Origin of the sequence: Streptomyces sp. NPDC029526 (assembly GCF_040637405.1) — a bacterium.
Classification (GTDB): Bacteria; Actinomycetota; Actinomycetes; order Streptomycetales; family Streptomycetaceae; genus Streptomyces.
The window spans coordinates 726,619-742,331 of record NZ_JBEZWE010000001.1 but is presented as its reverse complement, the minus strand read 5'-3'; the positions used below and the strand labels follow the sequence as shown (position 1 = coordinate 742,331).

Annotated in this window: 15 protein-coding genes and 2 pseudogenes; 12 read left to right on the top strand and 5 right to left on the bottom strand. The window is 72.9% G+C overall.

Annotated features, from left to right (window positions below):
• Nucleotides 1-43: 43 nt before the first annotated feature.
• Nucleotides 44-1,111 (bottom strand): M4 family metallopeptidase, encoded by a 1,068-nt coding sequence (locus AB0F01_RS03275; protein WP_362089410.1) that lies wholly within the window; start codon nucleotides 1,109-1,111, stop codon nucleotides 44-46.
• Between the two features lie 340 nt (nucleotides 1,112-1,451).
• On the opposite strand from AB0F01_RS03275, the gene leuA reads away from it, so the two are divergent.
• From leuA to AB0F01_RS03245, 6 genes are all read left to right on the top strand, one after another.
• Nucleotides 1,452-3,173, top strand: a complete 1,722-nt coding sequence (gene leuA / locus AB0F01_RS03270) for a 2-isopropylmalate synthase (RefSeq protein WP_362089408.1) — start codon at nucleotides 1,452-1,454, stop codon at nucleotides 3,171-3,173.
• Nucleotides 3,174-3,389: 216 nt separating this feature from the next.
• The gene (locus tag AB0F01_RS03265) at nucleotides 3,390-4,091 is read left to right on the top strand and encodes a TerB family tellurite resistance protein (protein ID WP_362089406.1); all 702 of its coding nucleotides are present in this window, start codon (nucleotides 3,390-3,392) and stop codon (nucleotides 4,089-4,091) included.
• A gap of 232 nt (nucleotides 4,092-4,323) precedes the next feature.
• Nucleotides 4,324-5,268 (top strand): hypothetical protein, encoded by a 945-nt coding sequence (locus AB0F01_RS03260; protein WP_362089404.1) that lies wholly within the window; start codon nucleotides 4,324-4,326, stop codon nucleotides 5,266-5,268.
• A gap of 163 nt (nucleotides 5,269-5,431) precedes the next feature.
• On the top strand, nucleotides 5,432-7,507 hold the full coding sequence (locus tag AB0F01_RS03255; RefSeq protein WP_362089402.1) for an MMPL family transporter: 2,076 nt from the start codon (nucleotides 5,432-5,434) through the stop codon (nucleotides 7,505-7,507).
• 129 nt (nucleotides 7,508-7,636) lie between these two features.
• Nucleotides 7,637-8,824 carry a sensor histidine kinase gene (locus tag AB0F01_RS03250; protein ID WP_362090217.1) on the top strand — a complete coding sequence of 396 codons (1,188 nt, stop codon included), beginning with the start codon at nucleotides 7,637-7,639 and terminating at the stop codon, nucleotides 8,822-8,824.
• A complete protein-coding gene (locus tag AB0F01_RS03245; protein ID WP_362089400.1) occupies nucleotides 8,821-9,483 on the top strand; it encodes a response regulator transcription factor in 663 nt (220 codons plus the stop codon). The genes AB0F01_RS03250 and AB0F01_RS03245 overlap by 4 nt, the downstream gene beginning before the upstream one ends.
• A 13-nt stretch (nucleotides 9,484-9,496) precedes the next feature.
• On the opposite strand, the gene AB0F01_RS03240 is transcribed toward AB0F01_RS03245, so the two are convergent.
• Nucleotides 9,497-9,769: a hypothetical protein gene (locus AB0F01_RS03240; protein ID WP_362089398.1), complete on the bottom strand. Its 273-nt coding sequence runs from the start codon at nucleotides 9,767-9,769 to the stop codon at nucleotides 9,497-9,499.
• Between the two features lie 252 nt (nucleotides 9,770-10,021).
• Between AB0F01_RS03240 and AB0F01_RS03235 the strand changes: the two genes are divergently transcribed.
• On the top strand, nucleotides 10,022-10,624 hold the full coding sequence (locus AB0F01_RS03235; RefSeq protein WP_362089396.1) for a helix-turn-helix domain-containing protein: 603 nt from the start codon (nucleotides 10,022-10,024) through the stop codon (nucleotides 10,622-10,624).
• 11 nt (nucleotides 10,625-10,635) lie between these two features.
• A complete protein-coding gene (locus tag AB0F01_RS03230; protein WP_362090215.1) occupies nucleotides 10,636-10,899 on the top strand; it encodes a hypothetical protein in 264 nt (87 codons plus the stop codon).
• A gap of 1,262 nt (nucleotides 10,900-12,161) precedes the next feature.
• Here AB0F01_RS03230 and AB0F01_RS03225 read toward each other — a convergent pair.
• Together AB0F01_RS03225 and AB0F01_RS03220 are read right to left on the bottom strand one after the other, a co-directional pair.
• Nucleotides 12,162-12,371 (bottom strand): annotated as a pseudogene (locus AB0F01_RS03225) (DUF397 domain-containing protein); the annotation flags it as partial.
• A pseudogene (locus AB0F01_RS03220) lies at nucleotides 12,371-12,789 on the bottom strand (Scr1 family TA system antitoxin-like transcriptional regulator); the annotation flags it as partial. The pseudogenes AB0F01_RS03225 and AB0F01_RS03220, both read right to left, overlap by 1 nt.
• A 115-nt stretch (nucleotides 12,790-12,904) precedes the next feature.
• Between AB0F01_RS03220 and AB0F01_RS03215 the strand changes: the two are divergent.
• Genes AB0F01_RS03215 through AB0F01_RS03200 form a run of 4 tightly spaced genes read left to right on the top strand, consistent with a single transcriptional unit; the run spans nucleotide 12,905 to nucleotide 14,985 of the window.
• Nucleotides 12,905-13,111, top strand: coding sequence for a hypothetical protein (locus AB0F01_RS03215; protein ID WP_362089394.1), 207 nt, complete (start codon nucleotides 12,905-12,907; stop codon nucleotides 13,109-13,111).
• Entirely contained in the window at nucleotides 13,108-13,323 is a 216-nt protein-coding gene (locus tag AB0F01_RS03210) for a hypothetical protein (RefSeq protein ID WP_362089392.1), read from the top strand. Before AB0F01_RS03215 ends, AB0F01_RS03210 begins: the two co-directional genes overlap by 4 nt.
• A gap of 21 nt (nucleotides 13,324-13,344) precedes the next feature.
• Nucleotides 13,345-14,091: a DNA repair protein RecO gene (gene recO / locus AB0F01_RS03205; RefSeq protein WP_362089390.1), complete on the top strand. Its 747-nt coding sequence runs from the start codon at nucleotides 13,345-13,347 to the stop codon at nucleotides 14,089-14,091.
• Between the two features lie 48 nt (nucleotides 14,092-14,139).
• Nucleotides 14,140-14,985 carry an isoprenyl transferase gene (locus tag AB0F01_RS03200; RefSeq protein ID WP_362089389.1) on the top strand — a complete coding sequence of 282 codons (846 nt, stop codon included), beginning with the start codon at nucleotides 14,140-14,142 and terminating at the stop codon, nucleotides 14,983-14,985.
• A 305-nt stretch (nucleotides 14,986-15,290) separates the two neighbouring features.
• On the opposite strand, the gene AB0F01_RS03195 is transcribed toward AB0F01_RS03200, so the two are convergent.
• Nucleotides 15,291-15,710: a transcriptional repressor gene (locus AB0F01_RS03195; protein WP_362089387.1), complete on the bottom strand. Its 420-nt coding sequence runs from the start codon at nucleotides 15,708-15,710 to the stop codon at nucleotides 15,291-15,293.
• Nucleotides 15,711-15,713 lie beyond the last annotated feature (3 nt).

Below are 15,713 nucleotides of genomic sequence, written 5' to 3'. Positions count from 1 at the left end.
AGTACGAGAACACCCGGCACGCCCACCCCGCGGGAGCGCGCGGCTACAGCGTGCGCACCCCCACCCGCTCCCACGCCTTGGTCACCGCGAGCAGCTCCTCGCCCTCCCCGAAGCGCGCCCGCGCCGCCTTCACCGTCAGCGTCGCGAAGTCCGTGAACATCGCGTCCTGTGGCAGTTCGCCGCCGGTCAGCACGTCGTACCAGACCTGCCCCGCACGCTCCCAGGCGTGCCCGCCCAGCGTGGTCGCCGCCAGGTAGAAGGCGTGGTTGGGGATGCCGGAGTTGATGTGCACACCGCCGTTGTCCCGGCCGGTGCGGACGTAGTCGTCCATCGTCGCGGGCTGCGGGTCCTTGCCGAGGACGTCGTCGTCGTACGCGGTGCCGGGTTCCTTCATCGACCGCAGCGCCGTGCCCGTGACCCGCGGCGCGAGCAGCCCGGCACCGATCAGCCAGTCGGCCTCGGAAGCGGTCTGGCCGAGCGTGTACTGCTTGATGAGCGCGCCGAAGACGTCCGACACCGACTCGTTGAGCGCGCCGGGCTGCCCGAAGTAGGTCAGGTTGGCGGTGTGCTGGGTGAGACCGTGCGCCAGCTCGTGGCCGATCACGTCGACCGGGAGGGTGAAGTCGAGGAAGATCTCCCCGTCCCCGTCGCCGAACACCATCTGCTCGCCGTTCCAGAAGGCGTTGTTGTAGTCGCGGTCGTAGTGCACGGTCGCCACCAGTGGCATCCCGGCGCCGTCGATCGAGTCGCGCCCGTACGCCGACAGCAGCAGCTCGAAGGTGGCGCCGAGGCCGGCGTAGGCGCGGTTGACGGTGGCGTCCGGCCCGGGCTCGTCGCCCTCGGTGCGTACCGCCCGCCCCGGCAGGTCGGTGCCGTGACCGGCGTCGTGGACCGTGCGGTGCGGCGTCCCGGGCTCGGCGGCGAGCGGGGTGACGGCGCGGGCGCCGACGACCGTGGTCAGGCGGCGCTGGGTGCGTTCGTAGGCGTCGCGCTGGAGGGTGCGGCGCGCCGGTCCGGCGAGCACCGGGTCGTCGGCCTGCGCGAGCCGGTCGAGGACGTGGGGCGGGACGATGGTGCAGAAGACGGGCTCGAAGCCCCCGTGAGTGGCCATGGACGCAGAATCGCACTCCGTGTTCCCGCTGTCACTGTCCGCGACGGCGACGCAACCGTGACGGATGAAATGCCCCGCCAATACCCCTCTTGTCCGTCCTCGGCGTGGTATTCGGCACTTTCGGGCCAGTTCGTCGGCCCGGTCCCGCATACTGATACACACCCCCGCACGCAGCGCGGCTCGGTTAGGCTACGGAGCATCATGCGTTTCGGGCTGCTTCTCCTTAGCTGCCGCGGCGAGGGCCTGCAGTAGAGGCCGACCCCCTCCCCGCGGAGTGTGGCGCTGCGCCGTCGGCCGTCCATCCGGACACCCCCGCGGACCCCCGAGGAGCCCACGCACCATGGCAAACCGCCAGCAGCCCAGTTCCATGCCGTTCCACAAGTACGGCCGCTACGAGCAGGTCGACATCCCCGACCGCACGTGGCCGGCCAACCGGATCACCCAGGCCCCCCGCTGGCTCTCCACCGACCTGCGGGACGGCAACCAGGCGCTGATCGACCCCATGTCGCCCGCCCGCAAGCGCGCGATGTTCGACCTGCTGGTCCGCATGGGCTACAAGGAGATCGAGGTCGGCTTCCCCGCCTCCGGCCAGACCGACTTCGACTTCGTCCGCTCGATCATCGAGGACCCGGACGCCATCCCGGACGACGTCACCATCTCCGTGCTGACCCAGGCTCGCGAGGACCTGATCGAGCGCACGGTGGAGTCGCTGAAGGGCGCCCGGCGCGCCACCGTCCACCTGTACAACGCCACCGCGCCCGTCTTCCGCCGCGTGGTCTTCCGCGGCTCCAAGGACGACATCAAGCAGATCGCCGTGGACGGCACCCGCCTGGTGATGGAGTACGCGGAGAAGCTGCTGGGTGAGGAGACCGAGTTCGGCTACCAGTACAGCCCGGAGATCTTCACCGACACCGAGCTGGACTTCGCCCTGGAGGTCTGCGAGGCGGTGATGGACGTCTACCAGCCCGGTCCGGGCCGCGAGATCATCCTCAACCTGCCCGCCACCGTGGAGCGTTCCACCCCCTCCACGCACGCCGACCGCTTCGAGTGGATGGGCCGCAACCTCTCCCGCCGCGAGTACGTCTGCCTGTCCGTCCACCCGCACAACGACCGCGGCACCGCCGTCGCCGCCGCCGAACTGGCCGTGATGGCCGGCGCCGACCGCGTCGAGGGCTGCCTGTTCGGGCAGGGCGAGCGCACCGGCAACGTCGACCTGGTCACCCTGGGCATGAACCTGTTCTCCCAGGGCGTCGACCCGCAGATCGACTTCTCCGACATCGACGAGATCCGTCGCACGTGGGAGTACTGCAACCAGATGGACGTCCACCCGCGCCACCCGTACGTGGGCGACCTGGTCTACACGTCCTTCTCCGGCTCCCACCAGGACGCCATCAAGAAGGGCTTCGACGCCATGGAGGCTGACGCGAAGGCCAAGGGCGTCACCGTCGACGACCTGGAGTGGGCGGTCCCGTACCTGCCCATCGACCCCAAGGACGTCGGCCGCTCCTACGAGGCCGTCATCCGCGTCAACTCGCAGTCCGGCAAGGGCGGCATCGCCTACGTCCTGAAGAACGACCACAAGCTGGACCTGCCGCGCCGGATGCAGATCGAGTTCTCGAAGATCATCCAGGCGAAGACGGACGCCGAGGGCGGCGAGGTCACCCCCGCGGACATCTGGGCGGTCTTCCAGGACGAGTACCTGCCCAACCCGGACAACCCCTGGGGCCGCATCCAGGTCGCCACCGGCCAGTCCACCACCGACCGCGACGGCGTGGACACCCTCGCCGTCGAGGCCACCGTCGACGGCGAGCAGACCACCCTGACCGGCTCCGGCAACGGCCCGATCTCGGCCTTCTTCGACGCACTGCAGGGCATCGGCATCGACGTACGCCTGCTGGACTACCAGGAGCACACCATGAGCGAGGGCGCCTCCGCGCAGGCCGCCTCGTACATCGAGTGCGCGATCGGCGACAAGGTTCTGTGGGGGATCGGAATCGACGCGAACACCACGCGCGCCTCCCTGAAGGCGGTCGTCTCGGCCGTCAACCGGGCGGCCCGCTGACCTGCCGCTTCGACGGACTCCCGGGCTCCGTCCGCCCCCCGGGGCGGGCGGAGCCGCCGTCGTCAACCGGCCAAAAAGGTGTGGAGGTCACGGAGAGGTCTCGTCCGAGGTGCTGACTCCGGCTCGTGGATGTGGCTAACATCACGCAAGCGGCAAGGGTGCCGCCGGGGGCACCGCCCGCGCCGTCCGGCAGCGGGGGAGTTGTGGAGGTGCGACGTGCTGCCAGGACGGGAACCGAACGGCCGTGCCGCCGCCACCGGGCTGTCGCGCCTGCTGGGCACCCGCACGGCGTGGACGCCCGTCGGCGACGGGGAGTTCTTCTGCCCGGGCTGCGGCGGCGACCGCAACTACCAGCGGCTGACCGGCCGGCGCCGCTTCTCCCTCCTCGGCCTGCCCGTGCTGCCGCGCGGCAGCACCGGCCCGGTCGTCGAGTGCGCCGCCTGCCGCCGCCACTTCGGCACCGACGTGCTGGACCACCCGACCACGACCCGCTTCTCCGCGATGCTCCGGGACGCCGTGCACACCGTCGCGCTGGCGGTCCTCGCGGCCGGCGGCACCGGCTCCCGCGCCGCCCTGGAGTCGGCCGTCACCGCGGTCCGCGCCGCCGGGTTCGACGACTGCACCGAGGAGCAACTGGAGTCCCTCGTCGAGGCGTTGGCCGACGACACCGGCCGCTTCACCGGGGAGCCGTGCACGGCCGGCCTCGCCATCGAACTGCACGAGGCCCTGGACCCGCTCGCCCCGCACCTCGCCGCCGCCGGCCGCGAGTCGATCCTCCTCCAGGGCGCCCGCATCGCCCTTGCCGACGGCCCCTACACGCCCGCCGAACGCGACGCCCTCGCCACCGTCGGCGCAGCCCTCACCATCTGCTCCGACGACGTCACCCGCCTGCTGACGGCGGCCAGGACGCCGTCGTAACGAGGACCTCCGGACACCGCCGGGCCCGAGGGCCGTCCCCCCGGTGGCCCCCGTGCCGGGACCGCCGCCCGCCGACCGCGCCTTCCGGGGCGCCGCCCGCCGACCGCGCCTTCCGGGGCGCCGCCGGCCGACCGCCTCTTCCGGGGTGCCGCCGGCCCCCGCCCTCCGACCGGAGTCCGCCGCTCCCGGGAACGAACGCCGACCGCGCCCGCCGCTTCCCCTGGGGGCCGCCATGAGCACCGCACCGCCGCCCCCCGACGCGAAGGGCGGCACGCCGGCCGGTCGCCGCCCGGCCGTGTCCGCGACGGCCACCCGGACCCTCCTGGCCGGGGCCGCCGTCGGGCTGGTCGTCTGGGGGGTGGCCGCGCTGCTCAGCCCGGAGGACGGCCCGACCCGGCACCTGACCGCCGCCGGACTCTGCGCCCTCGGCGCGGTGGTCGTGCCGTACCTGCTCCGGGCGGCACCCTCACCGGGACGTCCGGCGGACAGCGGTACTCCCGGGGCGGCCGGGCCGGCCCCCTCCGTCGCGGTGGACGGCCGTGGCACCGGACCCGAGGCGGACCCGGAGGGCGGACCGCCGGTCCTGCGCGCGTTCGCCCGGTCGGAGATCCGCCGGGTACGGGAGCAGATAGCCGCGCTCGCCACGCTCGCCGTGGAGTCCCCGGGGGAGAACCACGACTGGCCGCTCTCCCTCATCCGCGCCGCCGAGCGGTCCATCGACGCCACCAGCACCTCCGCGGACCGGCAATTCCGGAGCAGTGAGCCCGCCGGCCGCCGGCTCCGCGCCCAGGAGGAGGCGATCAGCGACCGCGGGGTGCCGGTACGGAGGCTGTTCCTGCTGGACAGCACCACCGAACTGGACGACGTGCTGCTGCGGTGGTGCGAGGAACAGGAGTTGCTGCGCATCGACGTGCGTGTCGTCGTCCTCCCCGAACTGCCCCCGCACCTGGCGCGCGGCGCCGCCCCGGGCCTCGTCGTCGACGCGGAGGTGGCGTACGAGGTCGAGCGGGACCCACGCGGGGCGGACGTCCGGACGCGGATCGACGCCCGCCCCGACCACGTCCGCGAACGCCTGCGCCGCTTCGAGGAGTTGTGGGAGGCCGGGATGGGCCTGCGCGAGCTGGAGGAACGGGTGGACGACGAGCAGGACGGCACCCGGCCGGCGGACCGCGGCTGAACCCTGCCTCCCGGCCCCCCGGCACGGTTACTCCCCGGGGAGTAGCGCCGCCCCCGCACCGCCCCGCGCAGTACCCCGCATCTCGGCCTCACGCCCGACGAACACGCCCCCGTCCGCCGGGAGTCTGGAAGCGACCGGACAGCCGAGCGGAGGGAGCCGCCCCATGGGGGCAGGAAGCAGGGGGACACGGCGAACGGCCGTGCCGTGGGCGGTGGTCGGCCTCTGGCTGGCCGCACTCGTCCTTCTCGGACCACTGGCGGGGAAGTTCGGCGGCATCCAGCAGAACCGGGCCACGGACTATCTGCCGGACAGCGCCGACTCCACCCAGGTGGCCCGCATCCAGGACCGGTTGCCCGGCGGTGAGGCGACCGATCTGGTGCTGGTCTACCACCGCGACGGGGGCCTGACCGCCGCCGACCGGAAGACCGCCGCCGAGCAGGTCGCCGAGGTCGGGGACACGTACGAGCTGGCGGACGCCCCGCGCGGGGTGCCCTCGGAGGACGGCAGCACGCTGATGTTCCCGGTCTCCAGCACCGCGCCCGGCCAGGACGAGGAGGCCAGGACCGCCTTCGTCGACGGGGTGCGGGAGATCGCCGAGGGCGGCGACGGGCTGCGCGTCGAGGTCGGCGGGCCCGGCGCGCTGACCACCGACATGAACAAGGTGTTCGAGACCATCGACGGCGCCCTGCTGACGGCCACCCTCGCCGTCGTCACCGTGCTGCTGGTGCTGATCTACCGCAGCCCGTTCCTGTGGCTGGTCCCGCTGGCCGTCGCCGGTGTCGCCACCACCGTGGCGATGGCCGCCGGGTACGGGCTGCACGAGCTGTTCGACGTCACCGTCACCGGGCAGAGCGGCGGCATCATGACCGTCCTCGTCCTCGGCGCCGGAACCGACTACGCGCTGCTCCTCGTCGCCCGCTACCGCGAGGAACTGCGCCGTCACGAACACCCCTACGACGCGATGCGGGCCGCCCTGCGCGGCTGCGGGCCGGCGATCCTCGCCTCCTCGGGCACGGTCGCGGCCGGACTGCTGTGCCTGCTCGCCGCCGACCTCAACAGCAGCAGCGGCATGGGCCCGGTCGGCACGATCGGTGTGCTGGCCGCGCTGATCGCCATGACCACCCTGCTGCCCGCCGTCCTGGTGCTCCTCGGCCGCCGCGTCTTCTGGCCCCTGATCCCCGCCTTCGGCAGCGAACCGAAGGCCCGGCGCACCGTGTTCGCCGTGATGGGCACCTCCGCCGCCCGCCGCCCGCGGACCGTGCTCGCCACGGGCGGCCTCCTCCTCGGCGCCCTCGCCCTCGGCACGCTCGGCCTCACCGGCGACCTCAAGCAGGAGGACTCCTTCACCGACCGGCCCGAGTCGATCGCCGCCATGGACACGCTCGCCCGGGAGTACCCCGAGCGCGGCAGCCGCCCGCTGACCGTGATGGCGCCCGCCGACCGCGTGGACGCGGTGGTGGCGGAGGCCCGCGGCACCGAGGGCGTCGCGGAGGTCACGGCCGGCCGTGAGGGCGACGGCTGGAGAGAGATCGCCGTGTTCACCACGGCCGCCCCCGAGTCCCCGGCCGAGACCCGCACCGTCGAGGCGTTGCGCGACGGACTCGACGACCACGGCGCCTACGTGGGCGGGCCCAGCGCCCAGCGCCTCGACCTCGCCGACAGCGAGGACCGCGACCGCGCGGTCGTCGTCCCGCTCGTCCTGGCCGCCGTCTTCCTCATCCTGGTGGCCCTGCTGCGCAGCCTGGTCGCACCGTTGCTGCTGCTGGGCGCCGTCGTCGCGGTGTGGGGAGCGGCGCTCGGCCTGGGCGGACTGGTCTTCGGGCCGCTGTTCGGCTTCGCGGGCACCGATCCCGGCCTGCCCCTGCTGTCCTTCGTCTTCCTCGTCGCGCTCGGCGTCGACTACGGCATCTTCCTGCTGCACCGGATGCGCGAGGAGTCCACGCGGGGCGCCGAACCGGAGGCCGCCGCGCTGTCCGCGCTGCGCACCACCGGCGGGGTCATCGCCTCGGCGGGCATCGTGCTCGCGGCGACGTTCGCCGTCCTCACCACGCTGCCGCTGGTGGCCCTCGTCGAGCTCGGCTTCGTCATCGCCGTCGGCGTCCTCCTGGACACCTTCCTCGTGCGGACCTACCTCGTCACCACGGTGAGCGTGCTGCTGCGCCGCCGGCTGTGGTGGCCGGGCCGGCTCGCCCGGGCCCCGGAGCCCGCGGAGCCGCAGCGGCAGCCCGAGCCGGTGTAGCGCCCGGTGCGACGACGTGAGGGCGCCCCGGCCTCCCGCCGGGGCGCCCCCGTCCAGGAGGATGAACCCGTGCAGGCAACGACGACGGACGCGCCGACACCGCCCCGGTCCCGGATCGGCCACCGGGTGATGGCGGCACTCAACCGTGATCCCCTGACCGCCCCGCACGCGGTCCGCAACGACACCGTGCTCGCCGTCTGCCTGGCCGTCGCCGCCCTCGTCCTGGCGCTGACCGTCGACCCCGCCCGGTCGCCCGACGCGCTCGGCTGGACGCTGCTGCTGGCCGCGCACGTCCCGCTGCCGTGGCGCCGCCGGCGCCCGCTGACGGTGCTCTGTCTGGTGCTGGCCGCCGCCGCGCCGTACCACGCCCTGGACAACACCCACGCCGCGCCCGTCGCCGCCACCATGGTCGCCCTGTACACCGTGGCGGCGACCACCACCCCGCGCCGCACCCTGGCGATCGGCGCCGCCGTCATCGGCGGCACCCTCACCGTGAACGCGCTGACGAACCCGGAGGGCTTCACCGAGCTGCTCCGCATCATCGGCTGGGCCGTCGCCGTGCTGGTCCTGGGCGTCGACGTCCGCTTCTACCGCCAGTACGTCGCAGCGATCGTCGAACGGGCCGAACGCGCGGAACGCACCCGCGAGGAGGAGGCCCGCCGCCGGGTCGCCGAGGAACGCCTGCGCATCGCCCGCGACCTGCACGACCTGCTCGCCCACAGCATCACCGTGATCGGGGTGCGCACATCTGTCGCCGCGCACGTGCTGGCCGCCGACCCCGAACGGCTCGACCGGGAGGCCGTCGCCCGGTCCCTCGACGACATCGCCGAGGTGTGCCGCACCGCGCGTGGTGAACTCCGCTCCACCCTGGAGGTGCTGCGCGAGCACGACACCGACGCCCGCGGCCCGCTGCCCGGCCTGGACGGCCTGCCCGACCTGGTGGCGACCGCCCGCCTGGCCGGTGCGCGCGTCGAGCGGACGGGTGATGCCGGCGAGGTCCCCTCCGCCGTGGGGGCCGCCGCCTACCGCATCGTCCAGGAGGCCCTGACCAACGTGGTGCGGCACGCCGGGCCCGACCCGGCCGTACTGGTCGAACTGCGCCAGGAGGACGGTACGTTGCACCTGTCCGTCACCGACGACGGCACCGGCCCGCCGCCGGACCGTCCGCCCGGCTTCGGCCTGACCGGCATGCGGGAGCGGGCCCGCAGCGTGGGCGGCACACTCGATGCCGGGCCGGGGGACGAGCGCGGTTTCCGGGTGACGGCGACCCTGCCCCTGACGAGGCCCGCCACCACGACCGACGAGGGAGCCCGATGACCATCCGCGTCCTGCTCGCCGACGACCAGCGACTGGTGCGGGAGGCGTTCGCCATGCTCGTCGACTCGGCCGACGGCATGGAGGTCGTCGGCCAGGCCGGCACCGGACGCGAGGCCGTCGAACTCGCCCGCGCCCGGCGTGCCGACCTCGTCGTCATGGACATCCGCATGCCCGACCTGGACGGCATCGAGGCGACCCGGCTGATCGCGGCCGACGACGATCTCGCCGGGGTGAAGGTGCTCGTCCTCACCACCTATGACACCGACGAGAACATCGTCGACGCGCTCCGGGCCGGCGCCTCCGGGTTCCTGGTCAAGGACACCCGGCCGGCCGACCTCCTGGACGCCGTCCGCACGGTGGCCGCCGGTGACGCCCTGCTCTCGCCGGGACCCACCGCCCGGCTCATCCAGCGTTTCCTGCGCACCCCGGCGCCCGCGCTGTCCCAGGGCCCCGAGTGCCTGTCCGGCCGGGAGCGCGAAGTCCTCACCCTCGTCGCACGGGGCCTGAACAACGCCGCTGTGGCGGAGGCGCTGGGGCTGAGCCCGCTCACGGCGAAGACCCACGTCAGCCGGATCATGGGCAAGCTGGGCGCCCGGGACCGGGCCCAACTCGTCATCGTCGCCTACGAGTCGGGACTGGTGGCCCCGGGCGCGGTGTGACGGCCGTCCCGCCTCAGAGCGTGTGGTGCAGCCAGCGCTGGATGGTGGTGTTGACGCTGCCCGGCAGCGCGCTGAGGCTCTCGATCGCCTCCCGGTCCTCCGGGCGCGGCGGGATGCCGGCGGCGGTCAGCGCCGCGTGCAGGTCCAGCCGTCGGCGGTCGCGCGGGTCGAGGGCGATGTCGAGGCGGTCGGCCGGGTCCGGCGGCGACAGCAGGAAGTCGTCTCCGCAGGCGTAGGGGTCGACGAAGACATGCTCCGGGCCGTACTCGAAAGCGGTGGCGGTCATGTCGGTCTCCTCACCAAGGGGTGTCGGTTCTGCCGGGAAGGAGCGTTCGGGCTGCCGCCCCGGTTGCGTGCACGGGGGAACGTCACGCCGACGGCGTCATCGCCAGTTCATCTGCCGGTCCGACGAACGGGTCGGCCCCGGGCGCCTGTTCGGCACTTCGCGCGCAGCCCGCCCATGCAAAGGAGTGCTTGCAAAGCTCTGAATGCAAAGATTCCCTTGCAAGGCTTTCTTTGCATCGCTACGGTGGTCGCCATGACGGAATCCCAGGAACCGCAGGCACCGCAGGAACCCGAGCTCCACAGCCTCGACGCACGGTCGTTGCGCGGTCTCGCCCACCCGATGCGGATGCAGCTGCTCAACGAGCTGCGTCGCGGCGGACCCGCCACCGCCTCCCGACTGGCCGCCAAGCTGGGCGAGTCCAGCGGCGCCACCAGCTACCACCTGCGCCAACTGGCCGCCTACGGCTTCGTGGAGGACGCCCCGGAGCAGGGCAAGGGCCGCGAGCGGTGGTGGCGGGCCGTCCACGAGGGCGTCCGCTTCGACGCGGCCCTGCTCCAGGACAGCGACCCCGACGTGCGGGGCGCCGCCGACCTGTTCCTGCATGAGGTCGCCAACCAGCACACCAAGGAGCTGGCGACCTGGCTCGGCACCCGCGAGGACTGGTCGCAGGAGTGGCGCGACAGCTCCGACATGAGCGACTGGACACTCGATCTGACGCCGGAGTCGGCCCGCGAGCTCCGTCAGAGGATGCACGACCTCGTCGCGAGCTACCGCACACCGGACTCCACCGAGGGAACCCCGGAGACCGAACAGGTGCGCATCCACACGCACCTCATGCCCGTTCGCAGGAAGTGAGAGGTCACGTGATGCATCCCGACACCCATCTCATGCTGCACGGCATGCGCGCGGCGGAACTCCGCGCGGAGGCGGACACGAGGCGCCCGGCCGGTGTGTCCGGGCCGTCACTCCCGGCGGTCTGGCGTGCCCGGGTCGGCTGGACCCTGGTGGAGGTCGGCCTGCGGCTGGCCATGGCGCGGGGCACTGCCGTGGGGACGCGGGCGGGGGCGGGGACTGGGGCGGCGGGTGTCGGAGGGGGCGCGGGTGTGGGGGCGGCGGCTGCCGTGTCCTGATGTGGGGGTGGTCGCACGTGGCCGTGGGGGCGGCGGCTGCCGTGTCCTGATGCGGGGGCGGTTGCACGTGGCCGTGGGGCCACCCGCTTCTTGGTCAGTGTCGCGCTTGCGCACCCCGAGTAAAGGGCGCTGCGCGTCGCCTTCGGCGATGGGCCTGCGGCCCACCCTTGACACGGGGCGCTCCAGCGCGGGGGAGAAGCGTGCGGGCGGCCGGGGGGAATGGGGGGCCCGGGCGTGGCGACGCTCACGGTGGTTGCGTGGTCGGCCGGGGGTGACGGATGCGCGTCGGCGGGGTGGGGGCACGCCGGGCCGTCTCGGCGGCCGGCCGGTCTTCGGCTGGGGGGATGCGCTCCGCGCTGGTGGGGGGCACGCCGGGTGGTTCTGGCGGCCGGTCTGTCGGGGGCCGGCCCGCCGTGGGGGCGCCCGCACGGATCGTCCAGTGGTTGTCGCTTGCAGCTCGTGGCCTGCAGCTCGCAGCTCGCAGTTGGCAGCTCGCAGTTTGCGGCTGGCAGCTTGTCGGTTGTCGGTTGCGGACCGTGGGTTGTGGGCCGTGGGTTGTGGACCCGTGGGCCGTGGTGGCGGGTAGTGGTGCGGCAGCGATGGTGGGTGATATTTCGGTGCCCGGTGCCCGGTGCCCGGTGCCCGGTGCCCGGAACTCGTGCTCGCTGCCCGGCGCTTAGAACTCGTGCTCGGTGCCCGGTGCTCGCAACTCCTGCTCGTTGCTCGGAACTCGTGCTCGTTGCTCGGAACTTGTGCTCGGTGCTCGGTGCTGGGGGTCGAGTTCGTGGGGGCTGTGTGCTGCTGGGGGTTGGCACCGGCCGTGTGGCGCCGTGTGGCGGGGGAGTGTCTTGAATTCCGTGAGCACTTTGGCCTCAAGTGTTCACGGATTCGGGAGGGGGTAACCGATGCCGGGCACTGTGCGCGCGGATGCGGAGAGAGGTTGGGCCAGGGGCTGTACGGCGGCCGGTCCCCGTCGCCGGGCTGTCAGGCCAGTCCGGGCCGTCAGGCCAGTCCCCTGCCGCTGGCCCTGCGGGGCAGTGATTGCCGTAGGACGTACGGGCCGTCGGCCGCCGAGACGGCCCGGCGTGCAGGCGAGGCGCTGATGCGCCCTCCGGCTCCGGCCACTGCTGCAGCGAACGTGAGAGCGGCCGACCTCGGGCACCCGTTCCTCCGGGCCGCTCGCTCGCTTCTGACCCGTGCCGGAGCGAGCCGTGTCAAGGGTGGGCCGCAGGCCCATCGCCGCAGGCGACGCGCAGCGCCCTTTACGCGGCTCGTGGAGGCACGACACTGGCAGAGAAGCGAGTGGCCCCCACGGCGCCTGTGAACTCCGTCCAGGCCACCGCCCCCACCACGGCCACCGCCCCCACCACGACCACCGGCCCTCCGGCCACCTTGCTGTCCCGCACGGGGACAACACCGGAGAGTCCGTCGGCGGCTTCGAGGCAGCCGCCTCCCCTGCCGTCGCTGGAGGAGCCACTTTCTCCGTGACGAACTCCTCCGGCGTGAGCGGATTCATGGCGAGGGTGACCTCGCGTCCGTACTCGGGCGTCTGGGCGAGACCCGGAAACAGCGTGGGGGAGAACTCGGAGATGCTCGTCGTCACCGATGCTTCCAGCTCGGCCTCGCTCGCGAAGTAATCCGCATAGCGCCGGTCACGAATCAGGTTGTGCCACATCCGCTCGAAAATGCTGTCGGTGTGCAGGACGGAGTCGATCCGCTGCGCCCCATCTCATTGCGGCCCACGAATGGCCTGTTCGAACTGTCCGATGCGGCCGCCGAAACGAAGACCCGCATCTCCGGCTCCACCTGCGTGAACCCGGCGTCCTCACGCCTGCGCTTCAGTTCCGTGCCGGAGAACTCCCACGCCGCCTGGCGTGAACCGTTGGCCATCGATCAAACCCTTTGCGCAGAATCGCACTTGTGCGGCTGAAACTCTTCCGAGTGTAGGGAGGGTGCCCCCCTCTTGGGGTGAGAAGAGTGAAAGCCGAAAAGAAAGGGGAGCAGGGTGGAGGCACAGCACTCGGCGCTCTGCGTCGAAGAAGCGGAGGAAGTGGTGAAGGAATTGCGGGCGGCGTTCGCAAAGACGGGAATTACGTTGCCGTCACTGGGGCTGGACCCGGTGAGTCTTGCGCGGGAGGCGCCCTGTCCGCTCGTCGACCCGGGGCGGATCCCGGTCCGCACCGCGCAGCGGCTCGCGGCGGTGGTGCGGTGAGGCCGGCGCTCGGCGCGTACGTCGTGGACACCGGAACCGGACGGATCGGGGTCGTGATGGGGCACGAGGGGCCCTACGTGCAACTGCGGCCGTACGGCGGGGGCAAGGAGTGGGACGCGGAGCCCGGCGCCGTGCGGCAGGCGACCGCCGCGGAGCGGCTGCGGGAGGCGACGGCGTACGCCAATGCCCGCAGCCGCGGTGAGGTGCCGTGAACGTAGGCGACAATGGGCGGCATGAGTCTGTTCCGCGACGACGGCATCGTGCTGCGCACCCAGAAGCTGGGTGAGGCGGACCGGATCATCACACTGCTCACGCGCGGTCACGGACGCGTACGCGCCGTGGCGAGGGGGGTGCGCCGGACGAAGTCGAAGTTCGGCGCGCGCCTCGAACCGTTCTCGCACGTGGACGTGCAGTTCTTCTCCCGGGGGAGCGAGCTGGTCGGCCGCGGCCTGCCGCTGTGCACGCAGAGCGAGACGATCGCCCCCTACGGCGGCGGGATCGTGACGGACTACGCGCGCTACACCGCCGGGACGGCCATGCTGGAGACGGCCGAGCGGTTCACCGACCACGAAGGGGAACCGGCGGTGCAGCAGTACCTGCTGCTGGTCGGCGCCCTGCGGACCCTCGCCCGGGGCGAGCACGCGCCGCACCTCGTGCTCGACGCGTTCCTGCTGCGCTCCCTGGCCGTCAACGGCTACGCCCCCACCTTCGGCGACTGCGCCAAGTGCGGGATGCCCGGCCCGAACCGGTTCTTCTCGGTCGCGTCGGGCGGGTCCGTGTGCGGCGACTGCCGGGTCCCCGGCAGCGTCGTACCCTCGCCGGAGGCACTGGAACTGCTGGGTGCCCTGCTCACGGGAGACTGGCAGACCGCGGACGCGGCCGAGGCGCGGCACGTCCGGGAGGGCAGCGGACTGGTCTCCGCGTACCTGCACTGGCACCTGGAGCGCGGGCTGCGCTCCCTGCGGTACGTCGAGAAGTAGCGACCACCAGGCGAACAGAACGAACAGCCAGAGGGAGACGAGAGACACATGGCCGTACGCGGGTTCCTGGGGCGTCAGCGCCGGGAGTACAGGACGCCGGAACCGCACCCTTCCGGCGCCCGGCCGCCCAGGATCCCCGGGGAACTCGTGCCCCGGCACGTGGCGATCGTCATGGACGGCAACGGCCGGTGGGCCAAGGAGCGCGGGCTGCCGCGCACCGAGGGGCACAAGGTCGGCGCCGAGCGGGTGGTCGACGTGCTCCAGGGCGCCATCGAGATGGGCGTCGGATCGATCTCCCTGTACGCCTTCTCCACCGAGAACTGGAAGCGGTCGCCCGACGAGGTGCGCTTCCTGATGAACTTCAACCGCGACTTCATCCGCAAGAGCCGCGACACCCTCGACGAACTGGGCGTGCGGGTGCGCTGGGTGGGGCGCATGCCCAAGCTGTGGAAGTCGGTGGCGAAGGAACTCCAGGTCGCCCAGGAGCAGACCAAGGACAACGACCGGCTCACGCTGTACTTCTGCATGAACTACGGCGGCCGGGCGGAGATCGCGGACGCGGCGCAGGCCATGGCGGAGGACGTGCGGGCCGGGCGGCTCGACCCGTCGAAGATCGGCGAGAAGACGTTCGCCAAGTACCTGTACTACCCGGACATGCCGGACGTCGACCTGTTCCTGCGGCCCAGCGGGGAGCAGCGCACCTCCAACTACCTGCTGTGGCAGAGCGCGTACGCGGAGATGGTGTTCCAGGACGTGCTGTGGCCCGACTTCGACCGGCGCGACCTGTGGCGGGCCTGCCTGGAGTTCGCCTCCCGCGACCGCCGGTTCGGCGGGGCGATCCCGAACGAGGAACTGCTGGCGATGGAGGGCCGGTCCGAGGTCCGCGAAGGCTGACGCGCGCGTCGCGGGTGCGGGCGGGCGCCCGCCCGCGGGGAGGCGGACCCTCGCGTGCCGCCGGGAGCGGCGGGACGCGACGGTCGTCGGGAGCGGCGGGGCGCGACGGTCGTCCGGGCCGGCACGCCGCCGGGCGGTGCGGGGCACCGTCGGGTGGTGCGGGGCACCGTCGGGTGGTGCGGGGCGCCGTCGGCCCTGCCGGCCCGGCGGCGGCATGCGGTGTTCGTTCCCCTCGGTTCCCGGGTGACGGCCGCGATCGGGGCGTCACCCGGGACCGGCGCGGGCCTCCGCCCGCCGTCGCGCTGTCAGCCCGCGCAGGCCGCCGCGCACTCCGCGCAGGTGCCGAAGATCTCCACCGTGTGGTCCACGTCGACGAAGCCGTGCTCCGCGGCGACACCCTCGGCCCACTTCTCCACGGCCGGACCCTCCACCTCGACCGCCTTGCCGCAGGTGCGGCAGACCAGGTGGTGATGGTGGTCGTCGGTCGAGCAGCGCCGGTAGACGGACTCGCCCTCGGCGTTGCGCAGCACGTCGACCTCGCCGGCGTCGGCGAGGGACTGCAGGGTGCGGTAGACCGTGGTCAGTCCCACCGAGTCGCCCCTGTGCTTGAGCATGTCGTGGAGTTCCTGAGCGCTGCGGAACTCGTCGACCTCCAGAAGCGCAGCCGCCACGGCGGCGCGCTGCCGAGTGGCGCGGCCCCTCACGGGCGGTCCAGCGGTGGTCACCGG

What these genes read in the sequence shown, in the direction of transcription:
- AB0F01_RS03275 (WP_362089410.1), bottom strand. Translation starts at nt 1,111, where the DNA reads ATGGCCACTCACGGGGGCTTCGAGCCCGTCTTCTGCACCATCGTCCCG.
- leuA (WP_362089408.1), top strand. Translation starts at nt 1,452, where the DNA reads ATGGCAAACCGCCAGCAGCCCAGTTCCATGCCGTTCCACAAGTACGGC.
- AB0F01_RS03260 (WP_362089404.1), top strand. Translation starts at nt 4,324, where the DNA reads ATGAGCACCGCACCGCCGCCCCCCGACGCGAAGGGCGGCACGCCGGCC.
- AB0F01_RS03255 (WP_362089402.1), top strand. Translation starts at nt 5,432, where the DNA reads ATGGGGGCAGGAAGCAGGGGGACACGGCGAACGGCCGTGCCGTGGGCG.
- AB0F01_RS03250 (WP_362090217.1), top strand. Translation starts at nt 7,637, where the DNA reads ATGGCGGCACTCAACCGTGATCCCCTGACCGCCCCGCACGCGGTCCGC.
- AB0F01_RS03245 (WP_362089400.1), top strand. Translation starts at nt 8,821, where the DNA reads ATGACCATCCGCGTCCTGCTCGCCGACGACCAGCGACTGGTGCGGGAG.
- AB0F01_RS03240 (WP_362089398.1), bottom strand. Translation starts at nt 9,769, where the DNA reads ATGACCGCCACCGCTTTCGAGTACGGCCCGGAGCATGTCTTCGTCGAC.
- AB0F01_RS03235 (WP_362089396.1), top strand. Translation starts at nt 10,022, where the DNA reads ATGACGGAATCCCAGGAACCGCAGGCACCGCAGGAACCCGAGCTCCAC.
- AB0F01_RS03230 (WP_362090215.1), top strand. Translation starts at nt 10,636, where the DNA reads ATGCATCCCGACACCCATCTCATGCTGCACGGCATGCGCGCGGCGGAA.
- recO (WP_362089390.1), top strand. Translation starts at nt 13,345, where the DNA reads ATGAGTCTGTTCCGCGACGACGGCATCGTGCTGCGCACCCAGAAGCTG.
- AB0F01_RS03200 (WP_362089389.1), top strand. Translation starts at nt 14,140, where the DNA reads ATGGCCGTACGCGGGTTCCTGGGGCGTCAGCGCCGGGAGTACAGGACG.